The organism is Janthinobacterium sp., from assembly GCF_009923995.1.
Taxonomy (GTDB): Bacteria; Pseudomonadota; Gammaproteobacteria; order Burkholderiales; family Burkholderiaceae_D; genus Janthinobacterium.
Genome location: NZ_RFSK01000088.1, coordinates 1 through 16,932 on the forward strand (window position 1 = coordinate 1; position 16,932 = coordinate 16,932).

13 protein-coding genes are annotated in these 16,932 nt (G+C 68.9%); 10 read left to right on the forward strand and 3 right to left on the reverse strand.

Features of this window, described 5'->3' with window-relative positions; genetic code table 11:
* Window positions 1-851: nucleotide sugar dehydrogenase (locus EBS11_RS26170; protein ID WP_290608039.1), on the reverse strand; the 851-nt coding region annotated here is incomplete at its 3' end.
* Window positions 852-1,069: 218 nt separating this feature from the next.
* Here EBS11_RS26170 and prsT point away from each other — a divergent pair.
* Genes prsT through EBS11_RS26185 form a run of 3 tightly spaced genes read left to right on the forward strand, consistent with a single transcriptional unit; the run spans window position 1,070 to window position 7,092 of the window.
* Window positions 1,070-3,844: an XrtA/PEP-CTERM system TPR-repeat protein PrsT gene (gene prsT / locus EBS11_RS26175; protein ID WP_290608041.1), complete on the forward strand. Its 2,775-nt coding sequence runs from the start codon at window positions 1,070-1,072 to the stop codon at window positions 3,842-3,844.
* A 3-nt stretch (window positions 3,845-3,847) separates the two neighbouring features.
* A complete protein-coding gene (locus EBS11_RS26180) occupies window positions 3,848-6,325 on the forward strand; it encodes a hypothetical protein (protein ID WP_290608043.1) in 2,478 nt (825 codons plus the stop codon).
* Complete coding sequence (locus tag EBS11_RS26185) at window positions 6,322-7,092, forward strand: serine protease (RefSeq protein ID WP_290608047.1); 771 nt, start codon at window positions 6,322-6,324, stop codon at window positions 7,090-7,092. Before EBS11_RS26180 ends, EBS11_RS26185 begins: the two co-directional genes overlap by 4 nt.
* 4 nt (window positions 7,093-7,096) lie before the next feature.
* On the opposite strand, the gene EBS11_RS26190 is transcribed toward EBS11_RS26185, so the two are convergent.
* Together EBS11_RS26190 and EBS11_RS26195 are read right to left on the reverse strand one after the other, a co-directional pair.
* Complete coding sequence (locus EBS11_RS26190) at window positions 7,097-7,843, reverse strand: long-chain N-acyl amino acid synthase (protein ID WP_290608048.1); 747 nt, start codon at window positions 7,841-7,843, stop codon at window positions 7,097-7,099.
* 200 nt (window positions 7,844-8,043) lie between these two features.
* Window positions 8,044-8,667: an XrtA/PEP-CTERM system exopolysaccharide export protein gene (locus EBS11_RS26195; protein ID WP_290608050.1), complete on the reverse strand. Its 624-nt coding sequence runs from the start codon at window positions 8,665-8,667 to the stop codon at window positions 8,044-8,046.
* A 232-nt stretch (window positions 8,668-8,899) separates the two neighbouring features.
* On the opposite strand from EBS11_RS26195, the gene EBS11_RS26200 reads away from it, so the two are divergent.
* The 7 genes from EBS11_RS26200 to xrtA form a co-directional block, all read left to right on the forward strand.
* Window positions 8,900-10,429 carry an XrtA system polysaccharide chain length determinant gene (locus EBS11_RS26200; protein ID WP_290608052.1) on the forward strand — a complete coding sequence of 510 codons (1,530 nt, stop codon included), beginning with the start codon at window positions 8,900-8,902 and terminating at the stop codon, window positions 10,427-10,429.
* Between the two features lie 20 nt (window positions 10,430-10,449).
* Entirely contained in the window at window positions 10,450-11,289 is an 840-nt protein-coding gene (locus tag EBS11_RS26205; protein ID WP_290608053.1) for an XrtA-associated tyrosine autokinase, read from the forward strand.
* Window positions 11,267-12,817 (forward strand): TIGR03016 family PEP-CTERM system-associated outer membrane protein, encoded by a 1,551-nt coding sequence (locus EBS11_RS26210; protein WP_290608055.1) that lies wholly within the window; start codon window positions 11,267-11,269, stop codon window positions 12,815-12,817. The genes EBS11_RS26205 and EBS11_RS26210 overlap by 23 nt, the downstream gene beginning before the upstream one ends.
* A 9-nt stretch (window positions 12,818-12,826) precedes the next feature.
* A complete protein-coding gene (locus EBS11_RS26215) occupies window positions 12,827-13,690 on the forward strand; it encodes an XrtA system polysaccharide deacetylase (protein ID WP_290608056.1) in 864 nt (287 codons plus the stop codon).
* Window positions 13,690-14,802, forward strand: coding sequence for a FemAB family XrtA/PEP-CTERM system-associated protein (locus tag EBS11_RS26220; protein WP_290608060.1), 1,113 nt, complete (start codon window positions 13,690-13,692; stop codon window positions 14,800-14,802). The genes EBS11_RS26215 and EBS11_RS26220 overlap by 1 nt, the downstream gene beginning before the upstream one ends.
* A 15-nt stretch (window positions 14,803-14,817) precedes the next feature.
* Window positions 14,818-16,119: a TIGR03087 family PEP-CTERM/XrtA system glycosyltransferase gene (locus EBS11_RS26225; protein WP_290608058.1), complete on the forward strand. Its 1,302-nt coding sequence runs from the start codon at window positions 14,818-14,820 to the stop codon at window positions 16,117-16,119.
* Window positions 16,116-16,932: exosortase A (xrtA, locus tag EBS11_RS26230; RefSeq protein WP_290608059.1), on the forward strand; the 817-nt coding region annotated here is incomplete at its 3' end. The genes EBS11_RS26225 and xrtA, both read left to right, overlap by 4 nt.

Below are 16,932 nucleotides of genomic sequence, written 5' to 3' on the forward strand. Positions count from 1 at the left end.
TGCGGGTGGTAGCCCAGCATTTCCGCCTTGTGCGTCAGATAATACGGGTCGACGCCGATGCAGTGGCCGCCCACCAGGCCGGGCCGGAATGGCAGGAAGTTCCACTTGGTGCCCGCCGCCTGCAGCACTTCCAGGGTGTCGATGCCGATGCGGTCGAAGATGATGGCCAGCTCGTTCATCAGGGCGATGTTCAGGTCGCGCTGCGTGTTCTCGATGACCTTGGCCGCTTCCGCCACCTTGATGCTCGAGGCCCGGTGCACGCCCGCCTCGACCACGTCTTCGTACAGGGCCGCCACCTGCTCCAGGGTGGCGTCGTCGTCGCCCGAGACCACCTTGCGGATGCTGTGCAGGGTGTGGTCGCGGTCGCCGGGATTGATGCGCTCGGGCGAAAAGCCCACGTGGAAGTCCTGCTTCCAGCGCAGGCCCGAGTGCTGCTCGAGGATGGGAATGCAGATTTCCTCGGTGGCGCCCGGATACACGGTCGATTCGTAGATGACGATGGCGCCGCGCCGCATGTGGCGCCCGACGGCGGCGCTGGCGCCGGCCAGGGCGGAGAAATCGGGATTGTGCGCGCTGTCGACGGGCGTGGGCACGGCCACGACGATGAAGTCGGCCTGTTCCAGCTCGGCGGGATCGCAGCCCACGCTCAGCCACTGCGCGGCCAGCAGCTGTTCATGGCTGACCTCGCCCGTGGGATCGACGTGGCGGCGGTAGCTTTCCACCTTGCGGGCCGACAGGTCGAAGCCGATGGTGCGCCGGCGCGTGCCGAAGGCGACGGCCAGCTGCAAGCCCACGTACCCGAGTCCCACCACCGCCACCACGCCGTCCTTGCTGACCACATTGCTGTCCATGATATGCGCTCCGTAGGGTTGCGGCCTGACTGTCGCCGTCCGGGAAATTCTACGGTCGCAGGCGGGGCCATTCTTGAGCGGGAACAAGAAACACGGAGCGGACGGCGGACGGCGCGCCGCCATCCGGCCACCTGTTGAGCGCCATCAAGGAGGCCGGCGGCCATCTTTTTAAGCTAGGCCATGCCCATTTCCCGTGCGCGCCGCAACCGGAGACTTCCATGGCCCGACCCCTTGCCCGTCCCTTCCCCGCCGCCCTGCTGTGCTGCGCCCTGCTGCTGCCCGTGCTGACGGCCTGCCACGGCACGCAGAACAGCGAAACCCTGATGGCGGACGCGCAGATGTACCGCCAGAAGGGCGAGGCGCGGGCCGCCATCATCCAGCTGAAGAATCTGCTGCAAAAGGAACCCGACAATGCCGCCGCGCGGCTGCTGCTGGGCAGCGTCTACATCGACACGGGTGAAGCGCTGTCGGCCGAGAAGGAGTTGCGCAAGGCCAAATCGCTGGGACTGTCGCAGCAGCAGGTGATGCCCCTGCTGGGCAAGTCCTGGCTGATGCTGGGCCAGTTCGACAAGGTGCTGGCCGAGGTCGCCGACGATGCGGCGCAGCCGGCGCCCGTGCAAGCCCTGCGCGGCGAAGCCCTGCTGGCCCTGGGCCGCAAGGACGAGGCGCGCAGCCTGTACGCGCGCATGCTGGAAAGCCATCCGGGCCAGCTGGAAGCGCTGCTGGGCCTGGCGCGCATCGCCGCGCTGGAGCAGCAGGTGGCGGCCGCCGAACTGCTGCTGGCGCAGGCGCTGAAGGCGGCGCCCGCCAGCCTCGATGCCCTGCGCCTGCAGGGCGACCTGCAGCGCCTGCAAGGCAAGGACGAGGCGGCGCGCCGGACCTACCAGCAGATCCTCAAGCTCAAGCCGGAGCAGACCCAGGCCCACATCGAGCTGGCCAACCTCGACATCGCGCAAAACCGCTATGCGGACGCGGCCGCCCAGCTGGCGTCGGCGCGCAGGACGGCGCCCAACAGCCTGGGCGTGCTGCAGGCGCAGGCCCTGCTCGATTTCCGCCAGGGCAAGAACAAGGCGGCCCTGCAATCGCTGCAGCTGGTGCTCAAGGCGGCGCCCGAGCACATGCCATCCATCCTGCTGGCGGGGGCCGTGCAGCTGGCGCTCGGCTCGCCGCAGCTGGCCGAAGGCTATCTGCAGCGCTTTCTGGCCGTGTATCCCAACCATCTGTATGCCGTCAAGATGATGGCTTCCATCGAGCTGATGCGCGGCAAGAGCGACGCCGCCATCGAGCGGCTGCTGCCCGTGCTGAATGCCTATCCCGACGACGTGGAACTGCTGTCGCTGGCGGGCGAAGCGCAGCTGCGGGCGCGCCGCTACGACAAGGCCGCGGCCTACTTTGAAAAGGCCAGCACCCTGGCGCCGGACACGGCCAAGCTGCACGCGGCGCTGGGCGTAAGCCGCCTGGGCATGGGCGAAAACAGCCGCGCCGTGAGCGAGCTGGAGCGGGCCAGCGTCCTCGACAGGAACACGCCGCAGGCGGGCACCATGCTGGTGATGACCTTGCTGCGCGACAAGCAATACGACAAGGCCCTGGCCAGCGTCAAGCAGATGGAGCAGCAGCAGAAAGGCACGAATCCCCTGCTGCTGAACCTGAAAGGCGGCGTCTACCTGGCCTTGCGCGACTTGCCGGCCGCGCGCGCCAGCTTCGAGCAGGCGCTGGCCATGGACCCCGTCTACCTGCCCGCCCTGAGCAACCTGGCGCAGATCGACCTGGCCGAGAAAAAGCCGGAGCAGGCCAGGCAGCGTTTCGAACGGGCGCTGGCGAAGGCGCCGAAGAATGCCGACTTGTGCGCCGCGCTGGCCAAGCTGGCCGTGTCGCAGGGCAAGCCGGACGAGGCGCGGCGCTGGCTGGAGCGGGCCCAGCGCGACAATCCGGACGCCGTCGGGCCGGCGCTGCTGCTGAGCAATTTCTACCTGGCGACGGGCGCGGCGGACAAGGCCCTGCAGCTGGCGCGCTCCCTGCAGATGGGCCATCCGGGCGACGCCGGCGCGCTGGCCCTGCGCGCGCAGGTGGAATACGGCGCCGGCCAGCCCCGGGCCGCGCTCGACAGCTACAACCAGCTGGCCAGCATGCAGGACGGCTCGGCGCCCCTGCAGATGCGCATCGCCAGCCTGCACGTGGCGCTGGGCGACCATGCCGCCGCACTGCAGGCCGCCAGGCGGGCGCAGGCGCTCGACCCCGCGCTGCTCGAGGCGAGGATCATGGAAGTGGCCATGTTGCTGGCCCTGAACCGCCAGCGCGACGCCCTGGCCGTGGCGCGCCAGGTGCAGGAGCAGCAACCCAAGCTGGCGGCCGGCTACAAGCTCGAAGGCGACGTGCTGATGGAACAGAAGCAGCCGCAGCAAGCCGTCAAGCTGTACGAGCGGGCCCTGGAGATCAGCAAGATCGGCCCCCTGCAGGTGCAGCTGTACCGCGCCCTGCAGGCATCCGGGCAGGCGCCGGAAGCGGACGCCCGCATGGCAGCCTGGCTGAAGGAGCATCCCGAGGACGTGCCCACGCGCGTCTACCTGGCCGGCACCAGGCTGGCAGCCGGGCAGTATCGCGCCGCCATCGAGCACTACCAGCACATCGTCGCCAGGGAGCCCGGCAACGTGGCGGCCCTGAACGACCTGGCCTGGGCTTACCAGCAGGAGAAGGATGCGCGCGCGCAGGCGACGGCGGAACAGGCGCTCAAGCTGGCGCCCGCCAACCCCGTCGTGCTCGACACCCTGGGCTGGATCGTGCTGCAGCAGGGCGACGTCAAACGGGGCACGGCCCTGCTGCGCCAGGCGGCCGGCCTGGCGCCGAACGTGCCGGACATCCAGTACCACCTGGGCGTGGCCCTGCTCAAGTCGGGCGACAGGGGCGGCGCGCGCAAGCTGCTGGAACAGCTGCTTGCCGCCAACAAGGCGTTCCCGCAGCGTGCCGAGGCGCAAGCCTTGCTGAGCAAGCTCTAGGCCATGGGGGCGCACGCGGCCTTGCCCAGCCTGGCGGCGCGGCCGCTGGCCCTCGTGGCGGGCGCGGCCTGCGTGCTGGCCCTGCGCAACTATCCCCTGGGCCATGGCTGGCCCTGCCTCTTGTTCGCCGCCCTGCTGCCCGCCTATTTCCTGCTGCTGTGCTGGCGCCCCGCCAGCTGGCTGTTCTGCCTGCCCGCCTTGCTGCCCGTGCTGGACCTGGCGCCGTGGACGGGCTGGTTCTTCCTCGAGGAAATCGACGTGCTGCTCCTGCTGACGGTGGCCTGCGGCTACTGGCGCCTGGGCGGACCGGCGCAGCGGGCGGCGGCGCGGCTGGCGCCCGCTGCCTGGCTGTGCCTGCTGCTGTGCAGCCTCGCCTGGCTGGCGGCCCTGCTGCGCGGCGTGCTGCCGCTGGCGCCCGTGGACCTGAATGCCTGGGATAATTATCTGAGTCCGTACAACAGCTTGCGCCTGGGTAAAGCCTGGGCCTGGAGCCTCCTGCTGCTGCCCATGCTGCTGCGCGACGCGAGCGCGCGCGCCCTGCGCCGCTATGCGCTGCCGGGCATGCTGGCGGGCCTGGCCATGGTGGCCCTGTTCGCCCTGTGGGAGCGGGCCGTGTTTCCCGGTCTGCTGAACATGTCCAGCGACTACCGCATCACGGCGCCGTTTTCCGCCATGCACACGGGCGGTGCCGCCCTCGACGGCTACCTGGCCCTGAGCCTGCCGTTTGCCGCCCTGTGGCTGGCGCGCGCCCGCAGCCGCTGGCAGGGTGCGCTGGCCTTGCTGCTGCTGGGCCTGGCCCTGCATGCGGCCCTGGCCACGTTTTCGCGGGGCCTGTACGCGGCCATGCTGGCCGGCGGGCTGCTGTTCCTGTGGCAGGCGCTGGCGGCGGGACGGCGCGCGGCACCGTCGCGGCACGGCCCGCCGCCCTGGCGGGGATTGCTGCTGGGCCTGCTGCTGCCGGGCGCCGGTGCCGCCCTGCTCCTGTCCCTGTTCCACCTGGCCGGCTACCGGGGTCTGGCGGCGGCCGTCGTGCTGCTGGGCGCCAGCTTCGTGCTGGCGGCGCGGCCGCTGCCGTGGCGCCTGGCACCGGCCAGCGTGCTGTGCGCCCTGTGCCTGCAAGCCGTGCTGGCCAGCTGGTGGCCCGACCCGGCCGGCCACGCGGCCGCGGGCTGGCTGAAGGGGCCGTATTTTCTCTTCCTGCTCGCTTGCGTGCTGCTGGCCGCCGCCCTGTGGCCGTCCGGCGCCGCGCCACGCCCGGCGCGGCTGGCCCTGGCCATGCTGGCGTGGACCTTGCTGGCCTGTAATCTGTGCTGGATAAGCTGGCACTGGGCGGGCAGCCGGGCCATGGCGCCGGCCGGCCTCGTCGTGCTGCTGGCCCTGCTAATGCTGGGCAACGGGCGCCTGCGCCCGCCCCTGTGGCGGCTGGACCGGGCCAGCGTGGGCATCGCGGGCGCGGCCGGCATGCTCCTGCTGCTGGCCATCCCCGTCTCGGCCAGCTATTACGCCAGCGAACGCTTCGCCACCACGGCATTCGACATGCACGGCCGGCTGCGCCACTGGCAGCAGGTGCTGGCCATGCAGCCGCCCGGCTGGGCCAGCCGCCTGTTCGGCATGGGCCTGGGCAGCTTTCCCGCCACGTATTACTGGCACAATCCCCTGCGCGAGGTGCCGGCCAGCATCAGCTACGCCGACGAGGCGGGGAACCGCTACGTGCGCCTGGCCAGCCCCGGCTACAGCGCGGGCTACGGCGAGCTGCTGCGCCTGCTGCAGCGCCTGCCCGTGCAGCCGGACACGCACTACACGCTGGCCCTGGACGCGCGCCGCCACGGCGCCATGCCCGCGCTGCAGGTGCGCCTGTGCCAGCGGCAACTGCTGTATGCGCAAAACTGCGTGGACATTCCCCTGCGCCTGCCCGCGCCGCCGCCGGGCACGCCGCCAGCGGCCTGGCAGCACGGGGAAGCCGCCTTCAACAGCGCCTGGCTGGGCGCCGGCCCCTGGCTGCTGCGCCCGCCCGTGCAGCTGGAGCTGGCGGCCAGCGGCACGGCGACCTCGTCCGTGATCGACATCGATAACCTCAGCCTGCGCGCGCCCGGCGGCGAGGAATTGATCGCCAACGGCCAGTTTTCGCAGGCAAACAATTACTGGTTTTTCAGCAGCGACCACCACCACCTGCCGTGGCACGTGAAAAACCTGGCGCTGCAGCTGCTGGTGGAAACGGGCTGGTGCGGCGCACTGGCCATGCTGGGCCTGTTCAGCCTGGCCAGCCTGCGCCTGCTGCGCCAGGCGGCACAGGCCGGCCCGGCACGCCACTGCGCGCTGGCCTGCGCCGCCGCGCTGGCCGGCTTTCTCGTCGTCGGCCTGTTCGACAGCCTGCTCGACGTGCCGCGCATCGCCCTGCTGTGCCAGCTGATGCTGCTGTGCGCGCTGCTGCAGGGCGTGGCGCCCGCCGCCTCCCCACCCGCCGAAAGGGCCTCCCCATGAGCACCGTCCCGTCCACCGTCCTGTTCTGCCTGGGCCTGCTCCTGGCCGGCGCCCCCTGCCGCGCCGACGATGCGCTGGCGCAAGTCGTCGCCCGCGTCAAGCCGTCCATCGTCGGCGTGGGCAGCCTGCAAAAGACGCGCACGCCGCCGCTGCAGTTCATCGGCACGGGATTCGCGGCGGGCGATGGCCTGAGCGTGCTGACCTGCGCTCACGTGATCCAGAAACTGCTGGACGCCAACCCGGACGAAGTCATCGGCATCCTCATGGGCCAGGGCCAGGCGGCGCAATTTCGTCCCGCCAAGGTGCTGGCCGTCGACATGGAACACGACCTGGCCCTGCTGCGCCTGGCGGGAACGCCCCTGCCCGCCCTGGCGCTGGGCGATGCGGGCGGCGTGCGCGAAGGGCAAGCCATGGCTTTCACGGGCTTTCCCCTGGGTGTGCTGCTGGGGCTGCACCACGTGACGCACCGCGCCACCGTGTCCTCGCTGGCGCCCGTGGTCATGCCCAGCGAAAATGCGCAGCGGCTCGACACGCGGCGCCTGGCGCAGCTGCAAAAATCGCCCTACACGGTGTTCCAGCTGGACGCGACGGCGTATCCGGGCAGCAGCGGCAGCCCCCTGTACGATCCTGCCACGGGCGTCGTCTACGGCATCGTCAACATGGTCTACGTCAAGGGCCTGAAAGAGACGGCCATCACCGCGCCCAGCGGCATCACGTATGCCATTCCCGGCAGCTATATGCAGGAACTCTTGCTGAAAAATAAATGAGGCGTCAGTCGCGCCCCTGCCGCAGGCGCTCGGTAATGCCAGGCTCATCCCATGTTGGAAAAAAAAAGGGGTAAAACGACCGTTCACCCCCATGCTGTTCCATCAGGCCGCCGTACTTGCGGATCTGGGCGCCCATGTAGTCGAGGTCCAGCCGCAGCAGCACGGCCGGCGCCCCCACGCGCGTACACTCGCGCTCGCCGCCGAAGTCCTTGAAACCGAGCATGCGCTTGTAAAACACCACGTGGCGCGGATTGACTTCGATCACGTAATCAGTAAAGCCGTGGATATTATGGGCATAGATATAAGAAATATGAATCAGCGCCGCGAACACCCGCTTGCTCACGCCCTTGTCGATGGCCAGGCGCGACGGTTCGCACAGGCGCCGCCCCTGCTCGCGCAGGTCGTCGAGCTTGTCGCGGAAGTTTTCATCGGCGGGCAAGCCCGTCTCGTCGTTGTCCAGGCACAGGGTCATGGTGCCGACGGTGGTGCCCGCCGTTTCCGCGAACAGGGTGATCTTGTTGAGCGCATGCGCGATGCCGGGGTCGACGGCATAGCCGCGCCAGCCGTACATCTTGCGGATCAGCAAGCTGGCTGCTTCGCGCCGTCCGCGCGAATTGGCCATGCGGATATGGAAGCGCTGCAGGTCGAGCTCGTGCTCCATGGCCGGATCGATCTGCCCCTCGCCCACCACCAGGTCGTTGAATGTGCCCGGCGTGTCGAAGGAAATAATGGGTTCATCTTCAAAGCTCATCTTGTCCTCGCGTTCATCGGCCGCCGTCAAAACGGACTGAAGCCAATGCCTTGTGACAAGCAAAAAACTGGAGAAGTTCCCGTTATCGCTTAAAAAAACAAAAGAAATTTATGTTTTCATAGCAAAATAGCACGCTGAAATTTGCCCGCAAGTACAAAATGACAAATATAAGTGCTGTTTTGATAGCCCTGCCATCGCGCCTAGAAAAAGCTTTCCGGGATCAGCAGGACGTCGCCGGGGCGCATCATGACGTTGGCGGAAATATCGCCATCCTTCAGCAGGTCGTCGAGCCGCACGCGCAGCTGCTGCTGCGTGCCTTCGCGCACGCGGATGATGCTGGCCTTGTTGCCGGCGGCAAAATCGGTGACGCCGCCCACGGCGATGAGCACGTCCATCAGCGACATGCCCAGGCGGTACGGCAGGGCCTGCGGCTTGGCCGCCTCGCCGATGACGCGGATCTGCTCGCCGTACGGTCCCGAGAAATTCGTCACGATCACCGTCACCACGGGCTGCTGGATAAACTTGCCCAGGGCTTGCTCGATGTCGCGCGCCAGCTGGGTCGACGTCTTGCCGCTGGCGGCCAGGTCTTCCACCAGCGGCGTGGTGATCTTGCCATCGGGCCGCACGGCCACCGTCAGCGACACTTCCGGGTTGCGCCAGACGATGATGTTGACGGAATCGCCCGGCCCGATCAGGTAATCGTGCATGGGCGCGCTGTCGTCGGCGGGCGCCAGCGGATAGCGCGTGCGGCAGGCGCCCAGCAGGCCGGCGGCGCCCGCCAGGACCAGCGTGTTGCGTAGGAAGACACGGCGAAACGGATTCATGCGGGGCCTCTTCGGGTCGATGGCGCGTGCGGCCGCGCAGAAGCAGCCTGGGCCGCGAAGTTCCTATGATTATTAAAACGCGGCAAGAGAACCTTGAGGCGTATCAAGAAGCAATCATCTTGGGAAATCTTGCTCAGCAGTCGCCCTATACTTTGCTTACTTAACAGGCAATATCCGCACCGCAAGGACAGGCGTCCCCGCCCGCCCGGCACCGTTACCTGAAGGAAGCGCCATGGAGGAATTGCTGCAGCAACTGCTTTCCAGCCTGAAAGGCATCTGGAAATACCGCTGGCATGCGCTGCTGGTGGCCTGGCTGGTGGCCATCGGCGGTTTCATCAAGGTCATCAGCCTGCCCGACGAATACCAGACGCGCGCGCGCGTGTTCGTCGATACGCAAACCATCCTCAAGCCCCTGATGGCCGGCATGACCAGCGTGCCCAACGCGGAGCAGCAGGTGGCCATCATGAGCCGCACCCTGCTCAGCCGCCCCAACGTCGAGCGCGTCATGCGCATGGTCGACCTGGACCTCGACACGCGCACCGTGCGCGAGCACGAGGCCCGGCTCGACGAGCTGATGAACAACATCAAGATCACCGGCACGAATGCCTACGACATCTACACCATCAGCTACAGCGGCGGCGACCCGAAACTGGTGCGCGACGTCGTGCAGAGCCTGCTGACCATCTTCGTCGAAGGCAGTTTCCAGGGCAAGAAGGGCGATTCGCAAAAGGCGGTGCAATTCATCGACGAGCAGATCAAGAATTACGAGGACAAGCTGAGCGCGGCGGAAAACCTCGTCAAGGAATTCAAGATCCGCAACAACCTGCTGCTGCCGCGCCAGGGCATCGACTATGGCAGCCAGCTGCTGATGTCGTCCGATAGCCTGAACAATGCCAAGCTGGAACTGCTCGAGGCGGAACAGGCGCGCAAGGCCATCCAGAGCCAGATCGAGGGCGACGAGCCCGTGCTGGACCTGGAACCGAACGCGGCATCCATCACCAATCCGGAACTGGACGAACGCATCGCCTCGCTCAACAAGAACCTCGACAGCCTGCGCATGCAATTCACGGAGCTGCATCCCGACATCATCGCCTCGAAGCGCCTGATCGCCCAGCTGGAAGAGCGCAAGGTCGAGGAAAGCAAGCTCAAGGCCACGTCCGGCGATCCGGGCAAGAATTACAGCCCCATGCTGCAGCAGCTGAAGGTGGCGCTGACGGAGGCGGACGCCAAGGTGGCCGCCATCCGCGCCCGCGTGCAGGAATATGGGGCACGCAACGAGCGCCTGCTGGCGCAGAGCAATGCCGTGCCCGAGGTGGAGTCGCAGCTGGCCCAGCTGAACCGCGACTACATCATCAACAAGGAAAACTATGAAAAGCTGATCGGCCGGCGCGAGGCGGCCAAGCTGTCGGGCGAACTCAGTTCCACCACGGACATGATGGCCTTCAAGATCATCGATCCGCCCACGGTGCAGTACAAGCCCGTCGGCCCGAACCGCCTGATGCTGTTTTCCGCGGCGCTGGGCGCGGCCCTGGTGGCGGGCATCGCCACGGCCCTGCTGATCAGCCAGGTGCGCCCCACTTTCCTCAGCCCGGCCGAACTGCGCGACGCGACGGGCTTGAACGTGCTGGGCACGGTATCGATGAACTGGACGGCGCAGCAGCAGGTGCGCCGGCGCCGCGCCCGCTACGCCTTCGGCGCCTGCTTGGGCAGCCTGTTCCTGCTGTACGGCGGCATCATGACGGCCGTGCAGCTCAAATTCTAGACCACGCCACGGGAGCGACGATGAGCAGCAAGGACGGCGACAACGGCAGGCAGGAGCCTGTCATCCTGGGCGTGGCCGAGGCCAGCGTACCTTACGGCACGGATGCCCCATCCGCGGCGGCGGCGCAGCTGTCGCCCCGCTACCGGCCCCTGAACCTGGCCCGGCTGCAGGAACAGGGCATGCTCACGCACGACGGCGGACGCAGTTCCGTGGCCGAGGATTTCCGCATCATCAAGCGCCCCCTGCTGCGCCTGGCGCGGGCCGGCGGCGCCGAAGCCATCCGCCACGGCAACCTCGTCGTAGTCACCAGCGCCATGCCCGGCGAGGGCAAGACCTACTGCGCCGTCAACCTGGCCATGAGCATCGCCATGGAAATGGATATCACGGTGCTGCTGGTCGATGCCGACGTGGCGCGCCCGTCCGTGCTGAAAGTGCTGGGCCTGGCGCCGGAGCCGGGCCTGATGGACGTGCTGCTCGACCCGCAGCTGGCCATGGCCGACGTGATCCTGAAAACCAACGTGGCCAACCTGAGCATCCTGCCCGCCGGGCGCAGCAACAAGCATGCGACGGAACTGCTGGCCAGCCGCGCCATGAACCGCCTGCTGGCCGAGATCGCCAGCCGCTACGCCGACCGCATCGTCGTCTTCGACTCGCCGCCCCTGCTCATCACCAGCGAAGCGCACGCGCTGGTGGGACAGATGGGGCAAGTGGTGATGGTGGTGGAAGCGGAAACGACGACCCAGCACGCCGTCAAGGAGGCGCTGCGGCAGATCGACTCGTGCGAACACATCCACCTGATCTACAACAAGACCAAATCGTTCCCCGGCAACGATTATTATGGCTACGGCAATTACGACTAGGGGCCGCGCGCCGCTGTCCCTGCCGCCGCTGACGCTCCTGCCGCTCCTGCCCCTGCTGCTGCCCTTGCCGGCCCTGGCCGTCGACTGGCTGGTGCAGCCGTCGCTGCGCCTGCGCGAAACCTATACCGACAACGCCCTGCGCGCGCCGGGCGGCCAGGCGCAGTCCGACTTCATCACGGAAATCGCCCCCGCCATCGCCCTCATCGGCAACGGCCCCCGGTTGCGCGTGCACCTCGACTACAGCTGGCACAAATTCCTCTACGCGCACCGCGCCGGCACGGACCAGCATCAGCTGAGCGCCTCGGCCGACGCGGAACTGGCGAAGGACTGGCTGTTCGTCGACGGCACCGCCAGCATCAGCCGCAGCAGCATCTCGCCGTTCGGCCCGCAGGTCATCGACGAACTGCCGGGTACGACGAACGAAAGCACCGTGCGCGCCGTCAGCATCAGTCCCTACCTGCGCCACCGCTTCCGCGGCCTGGCCACGGCCGAGCTGCGCTACACGCGCGGCGCCGTCACCAGCGGCGGCGGCCTGCTGTCCATGCACAGCGACGAGGTGGCGTTGCGCCTCGCCGGCGAGCCGCACGGCGGCGGCTGGAGCTGGAACGCCAGCCACGACGCGCGCCGCACGCGCGACAGCAAGGTGGCGCCGCAGCTCATGGAGCGCAGCAGCGCGGGCCTGCGCTACCCGTTCAGCAGCAAGTGGGCGGCCACGGCCAGCGTGGGCACGGAAAAGGAAGGCTATGACACGACGTCGGACAAGGCGCCGCAGGGCCGCTTCTGGTCGCTGGGCGGCACGTGGACGCCGTCGCCGCGCACCAGCGTGGCATTCAGCACGGGCAGGCGCTTCTTTGGCCGCACCTACAGCCTGGACGCCCGCTTCCTGCAGCGCCAGACCAACTGGCAGCTCAGCTACGGCGAAGACATCACCACCATGCCCGCGCAATTTCTGCGCCTGGGCAACAGCGACGCGGCCAGCCTGCTCGACCAGCTGTGGCGCGGCCTCTTCCCCAACGACCTGGAACGGCGCCTGCGCATCGACGCCTTCCTGCGCTACGCCGGCGGCCTGGGGCCGGAGCTGGGCGCCATCAACTACTTCAGCCACCGCTATTTCCTGCAAAAGCAGCTGAGCCTGACGGTCGCCCGTGCGACGGCGAAGAGCACGCTGCTGGCCGGCATCACGGCCGTCGACCGCACGGCGCAGACGAGCAGCGGCATCGACAGCGTGCTGCTGCCCGGCGTGGACCTGGGCAGCGAAGACCGCACGCGCCAGATCGGCAGCAACCTGGGCTGGACCTGGCAAGCGTCGTCGCGCAGCAGCGTGAGCCTGAATGCGGGCGTGGCCACCGTGCGCTCGCTGAGCGTGCCCCGGCGCGACAGCACCGTCACCGTCTCGGCCGGCTACAGCCGCACCCTGCAGCGCAAGATGACGGCCAGCATCGACGTGCGCCACACGCGGCATACCAGCAGCCGCGGCGGCGATTACCGCGAAAACAGCGTCAGCGCCACGCTCGCCATGCGCTTCTGAGGAGCCGCCATGCCAGACCACGCCACCCCGCCCGCCCCCGTGCGCAATGCGCTCACCATCGACGTCGAGGACTATTTTCAGGTATCCGCCTTCGCGCCGCACATCGCGCGCGCCGACTGGCCCCGCCTGGAATGCCGCGTCGAAGCGAACATCGAGCGCATCCTCGCCCTGCTGGCGCGCCGCCGCATCCACGCCACCTTCTTTACCCTGGGCTGGATCGCCGAACGCTATCCGGCCATGCTGCTGCGCGTGGCCCGGGCCGGGCACGAGGTGGCCAGCCACGGCTACGCCCACCTGCGCGCCAGCGAACAGTCCCCGGCCCAGTTCGCCGACGACGTGCGGCGCAGCAAGGCCATCCTGGAACAGCTGACGGGACAAGCCGTGCTGGGCTACCGGGCGCCCAGCTTTTCCATCGGCGCGGCCAACCTGTGGGCCTTCGACGTGCTGCTGGAAGCGGGCTACCGCTACAGTTCCAGCATCTACCCGATCCGCCACGACCATTACGGCATGCCGGAAGCGCCCCGCTTCGCCTGGCGCCCGCGGGGACCGCAGGGCTTGCTGGAACTGCCCGTCAGTACGCTGCGCCTGCGCGGGCGCAACCTGCCGGCCGGCGGCGGCGGCTACTTTCGCCTGCTGCCGTATGCACTGTCGCGCTGGCTTTTGCGGCGCATCAATTCGCGCGACGGGCAAGCTGGCATATTCTATTTTCATCCCTGGGAACTCGATCCCGGCCAGCCGCGCCCGTCCGGGCTGAGCGCCAGGACGCGCTTTCGCCACTACCTGAACCTGGGCCGCATGGAAGCGCGGCTGGCGCGCCTGACGGACGATTTTGCCTGGGACCGCATGGACCGCATTTTTCTGGAAAACACATGATGCACGAGGCCAGCCTGCCACTCGACCGCCCCGCGCCGCCGCCCGCCGCGCAGGCCGGCGCCATCGCCGTGCGCTCCCTGCCGCCGCAGGCGCAGGCGCATGCGCGCTGGGATGCCTTCGTCCACGCCTGCCCGGATGCCACCTTCTTCCACCGCGCCGGCTGGCAAACCGTCATGGAACAGGGCTTCGGCCACGACAGCCATTTCCTGTACGCCGAGCAGGATGGCCGCATCGCCGCCGTGCTGCCGCTGGCGCACCTGCGCAGCCGCCTGTTCGGCTCCGCCCTCGTCTCGCTGCCGTTCTGCGTGTACGGCGGCATCGCCGGCGCCAGCGCGCCCGCGCGCCAGGCGCTGGACGCCGCCGCGCAGGCGCTGGCGCGGCGCCTCGGCGTGGGCCACCTGGAATACCGCTGGCGCGAAGCGCGGCAAGGGGCGCCGGACGACGCCCAGGCCGGCTGGCTGCACCATCCCCGCTATGCCACCTTCCGCCGCGCCCTGCACGCGGATGCCGAACAAAACCTGCTGGCCATCCCCCGCAAGCAGCGCGCCGTCGTGCGCAAGGGCATGGCCAACGGCTTGCACAGCGCCATCGACTACGACCTGCAGCGCTTCTATCCCCTCTACGCGGCCAGCGTGCACCGGCTGGGCACGCCCGTCTTCGCGCGCCGCCATTTCGCCCTGCTGCGCAGCGTGTTCGGCGACGCCTGCGACATCCTCACCGTGTACGCGGGCCAGGAGGCGCAGGCCAGCGTGCTGAGTTTCTATTTCCGCGACGAAGTGCTGCCCTACTACGGCGCCGGCAGCGTGCTGGCGCGCGGCTCGGGCGCCAACGACTTCATGTACTGGGAAACCATGCGCCGGGCGGGCGCGCGCGGCTGCCGCCTGTTCGATTTCGGCCGCAGCAAGCTGGGCACGGGCGCCTACGACTTCAAGAAGAACTGGGGCTTCGCGCCGCAGCCCCTGCCCTACGCCAGCCGGCTCGTGCGCGCCAAGGCCTTGCCGGACGTCAATCCCCTGAACCCGAAGTATGCGCTGTTCATCCGCGCCTGGCGCCGCCTGCCGCTGCCGCTGGCCAACCTGCTGGGGCCGCACATCGTGCGGCAGCTGGGCTGAATGACGGGACACTCCATGCGCGAACTCCTGTACCTGGTGCACCGCCTACCGTATCCGCCCGACAAGGGCGACAAGATACGCTCCTGGCACATGCTGCAATACCTGAGCCGGCATTTCCGCGTCCACCTGGGCTGCTTCATCGACGACGAGGACGACTGGCAGCACGCGAAGGCCGTGGCCGCCCTGTGCGCCAGCACGCGCTTCATCGGCCTGCGGCGCGGCGCGGCCCGCTGGCGCGCGGCCCGGGCCCTGCTGGCGCGCCAGTCCATGAGCGTGCAGTACTACCGCGACGGGCGCCTGCTGCAATGGGTCGATGGCGTGCTGTCGGGCGGCAAGGTGCGCCACGCCCTGGCCTATTCCGGGCCCATGGCGCAATACCTCGACGGCAGCGCGGGACGCCACCTGCACCGCGTCATCGATTTCGTCGACGTCGATTCCGACAAGTGGCGCCAGTACGGCGACAGCAAGCCCTGGCCCCTGTCGCAGCTGTACCGCCGCGAAGCGCAGCTGCTGCTGCAGTACGAACGCCACATCGCCCAGCAATTCACGGCCGCCAGCTTCGTCTCGCCGGCCGAGGCGGCCCTGTTCCGCCAGTGCGCCCCCATGGCGCGCCGCAAGACGGGGCATTTCTGCAACGGCGTCGATGCCGCCTACTTCGCGCCCCTGCCGCCGCCCGGCGCGGCAGCGGCAGCGCCCGGCCCGTACGCGCCCGGCGCGCAGGTGCTGGTGTTTACGGGCGCCATGGATTACTGGCCGAACATCGACGCCGTGCAATGGTTCGTGCGCCGCGTCTGGCCCGCCCTGCGGCGCGAGTTTCCCCAGCTGCAGTTCCATATCGTCGGCAGCCGCCCGGCGCCCGCCGTGACGGCGCTGGCCAGGGTGGCCGGCGTGACGGTGACGGGCCGGGTGCCCGACATCCGCCCCTACCTGGCCGGCGCGGCCCTGGCCGTCGCGCCCCTGCGCATCGCGCGCGGCGTACAGAACAAGGTGCTGGAGGCGATGGCCATGGGCAAGATCGTGCTGGCCTCGCCGCAGGCGCTGGAAGGCATCGCCGCCCAGCCCGGGCTGGAACTGCTGCTGGCGCGCAACGACACGGAATTCATCCACCATGCCGCGCGCGTGCTGCGCAAGCACGGCGAAGGCGATGCCGCCACGGGCGCGGCCATCGGCGCGGCGGCGCGCCAGCTCGTGCTGCAGGACCACGACTGGGAAAAGAACCTGCACGGCCTGGGCACCATGCTGGGCCTGCCGCCGGACGGCGGCGGCGCGGCCGCCAGCGCGGCCAGGCCCGTGCCGGCGCGGGAACCGTCCCCATGAACGTGCGGCTCGACAGCATCGGCCGCCTGGCCACGCCGCCCGCCGGCACGGACGGCGCCAGCCAGGGACTGGCCGCCCTCCTGCTGGTGCTGGCCGCCGTGATGCTGCTGTACCACGCCACGTTCTGGTCGATGGTGGAGCTGTGGTCGCGCTCGCAGACCTTCGCCCACGGCTTCCTGATCGTGCCCATCAGCGCCTGGCTGGTCTGGCGCCGCCGCGCCCAGCTGGCCGCGCTGGCGCCGCGGCCGTCGCCGTCCGGCATGCTGCTGCTGGCCTTGCTGGGCCTGGCCTGGCTGCTGGCCGACGCCGCCAACGTGCAGGTGGTCGAGCAATATGCGGCCACGGCCATGCTGCCCGCTTGCGTGCTGGCCATCCTCGGCTGGCCGGCCGTGCGCCTGCTGGCCTTTCCACTGGCCTACCTGTTCCTGGCCGTGCCGTTTGGCGAAGTCTTCCTGGAGCCCCTGATCGACTTCACGGCCGCCTTCACGGTGACGGCGCTGCAATGGACGGGCGTGCCGGTCTTTCGCGATGGCAACAATTTTTCTCTTCCCAGCGGCAACTGGTCGGTGGTGGAGGCGTGCAGCGGCCTGCGCTACCTGATCGCCGCCCTGGCCCTGGGCGCCCTGTTCGCGCACCTGCGCTTCCGCAGCACGCGCCGGCGCCTGGCCATCCTGGCCGCCGCCCTGCTCGTGCCCATCGTCGCCAACGGCGTGCGCGCCTACCTGATCGTCATGCTGGGCCACCTGAGCAACATGCGCCTGGCCGTGGGCGTCGACCACCTGGTCTACGGCTGGCTGTTCTTCGGCGTCGTCG

What these genes read in the sequence shown, in the direction of transcription:
- EBS11_RS26190 (WP_290608048.1), bottom strand. Translation starts at nt 7,843, where the DNA reads ATGAGCTTTGAAGATGAACCCATTATTTCCTTCGACACGCCGGGCACA.
- EBS11_RS26225 (WP_290608058.1), top strand. Translation starts at nt 14,818, where the DNA reads ATGCGCGAACTCCTGTACCTGGTGCACCGCCTACCGTATCCGCCCGAC.
- EBS11_RS26195 (WP_290608050.1), bottom strand. Translation starts at nt 8,667, where the DNA reads ATGAATCCGTTTCGCCGTGTCTTCCTACGCAACACGCTGGTCCTGGCG.
- EBS11_RS26200 (WP_290608052.1), top strand. Translation starts at nt 8,900, where the DNA reads ATGGAGGAATTGCTGCAGCAACTGCTTTCCAGCCTGAAAGGCATCTGG.
- EBS11_RS26180 (WP_290608043.1), top strand. Translation starts at nt 3,848, where the DNA reads ATGGGGGCGCACGCGGCCTTGCCCAGCCTGGCGGCGCGGCCGCTGGCC.
- EBS11_RS26215 (WP_290608056.1), top strand. Translation starts at nt 12,827, where the DNA reads ATGCCAGACCACGCCACCCCGCCCGCCCCCGTGCGCAATGCGCTCACC.
- prsT (WP_290608041.1), top strand. Translation starts at nt 1,070, where the DNA reads ATGGCCCGACCCCTTGCCCGTCCCTTCCCCGCCGCCCTGCTGTGCTGC.
- EBS11_RS26205 (WP_290608053.1), top strand. Translation starts at nt 10,450, where the DNA reads ATGAGCAGCAAGGACGGCGACAACGGCAGGCAGGAGCCTGTCATCCTG.
- EBS11_RS26185 (WP_290608047.1), top strand. Translation starts at nt 6,322, where the DNA reads ATGAGCACCGTCCCGTCCACCGTCCTGTTCTGCCTGGGCCTGCTCCTG.
- EBS11_RS26220 (WP_290608060.1), top strand. Translation starts at nt 13,690, where the DNA reads ATGCACGAGGCCAGCCTGCCACTCGACCGCCCCGCGCCGCCGCCCGCC.
- EBS11_RS26210 (WP_290608055.1), top strand. Translation starts at nt 11,267, where the DNA reads ATGGCTACGGCAATTACGACTAGGGGCCGCGCGCCGCTGTCCCTGCCG.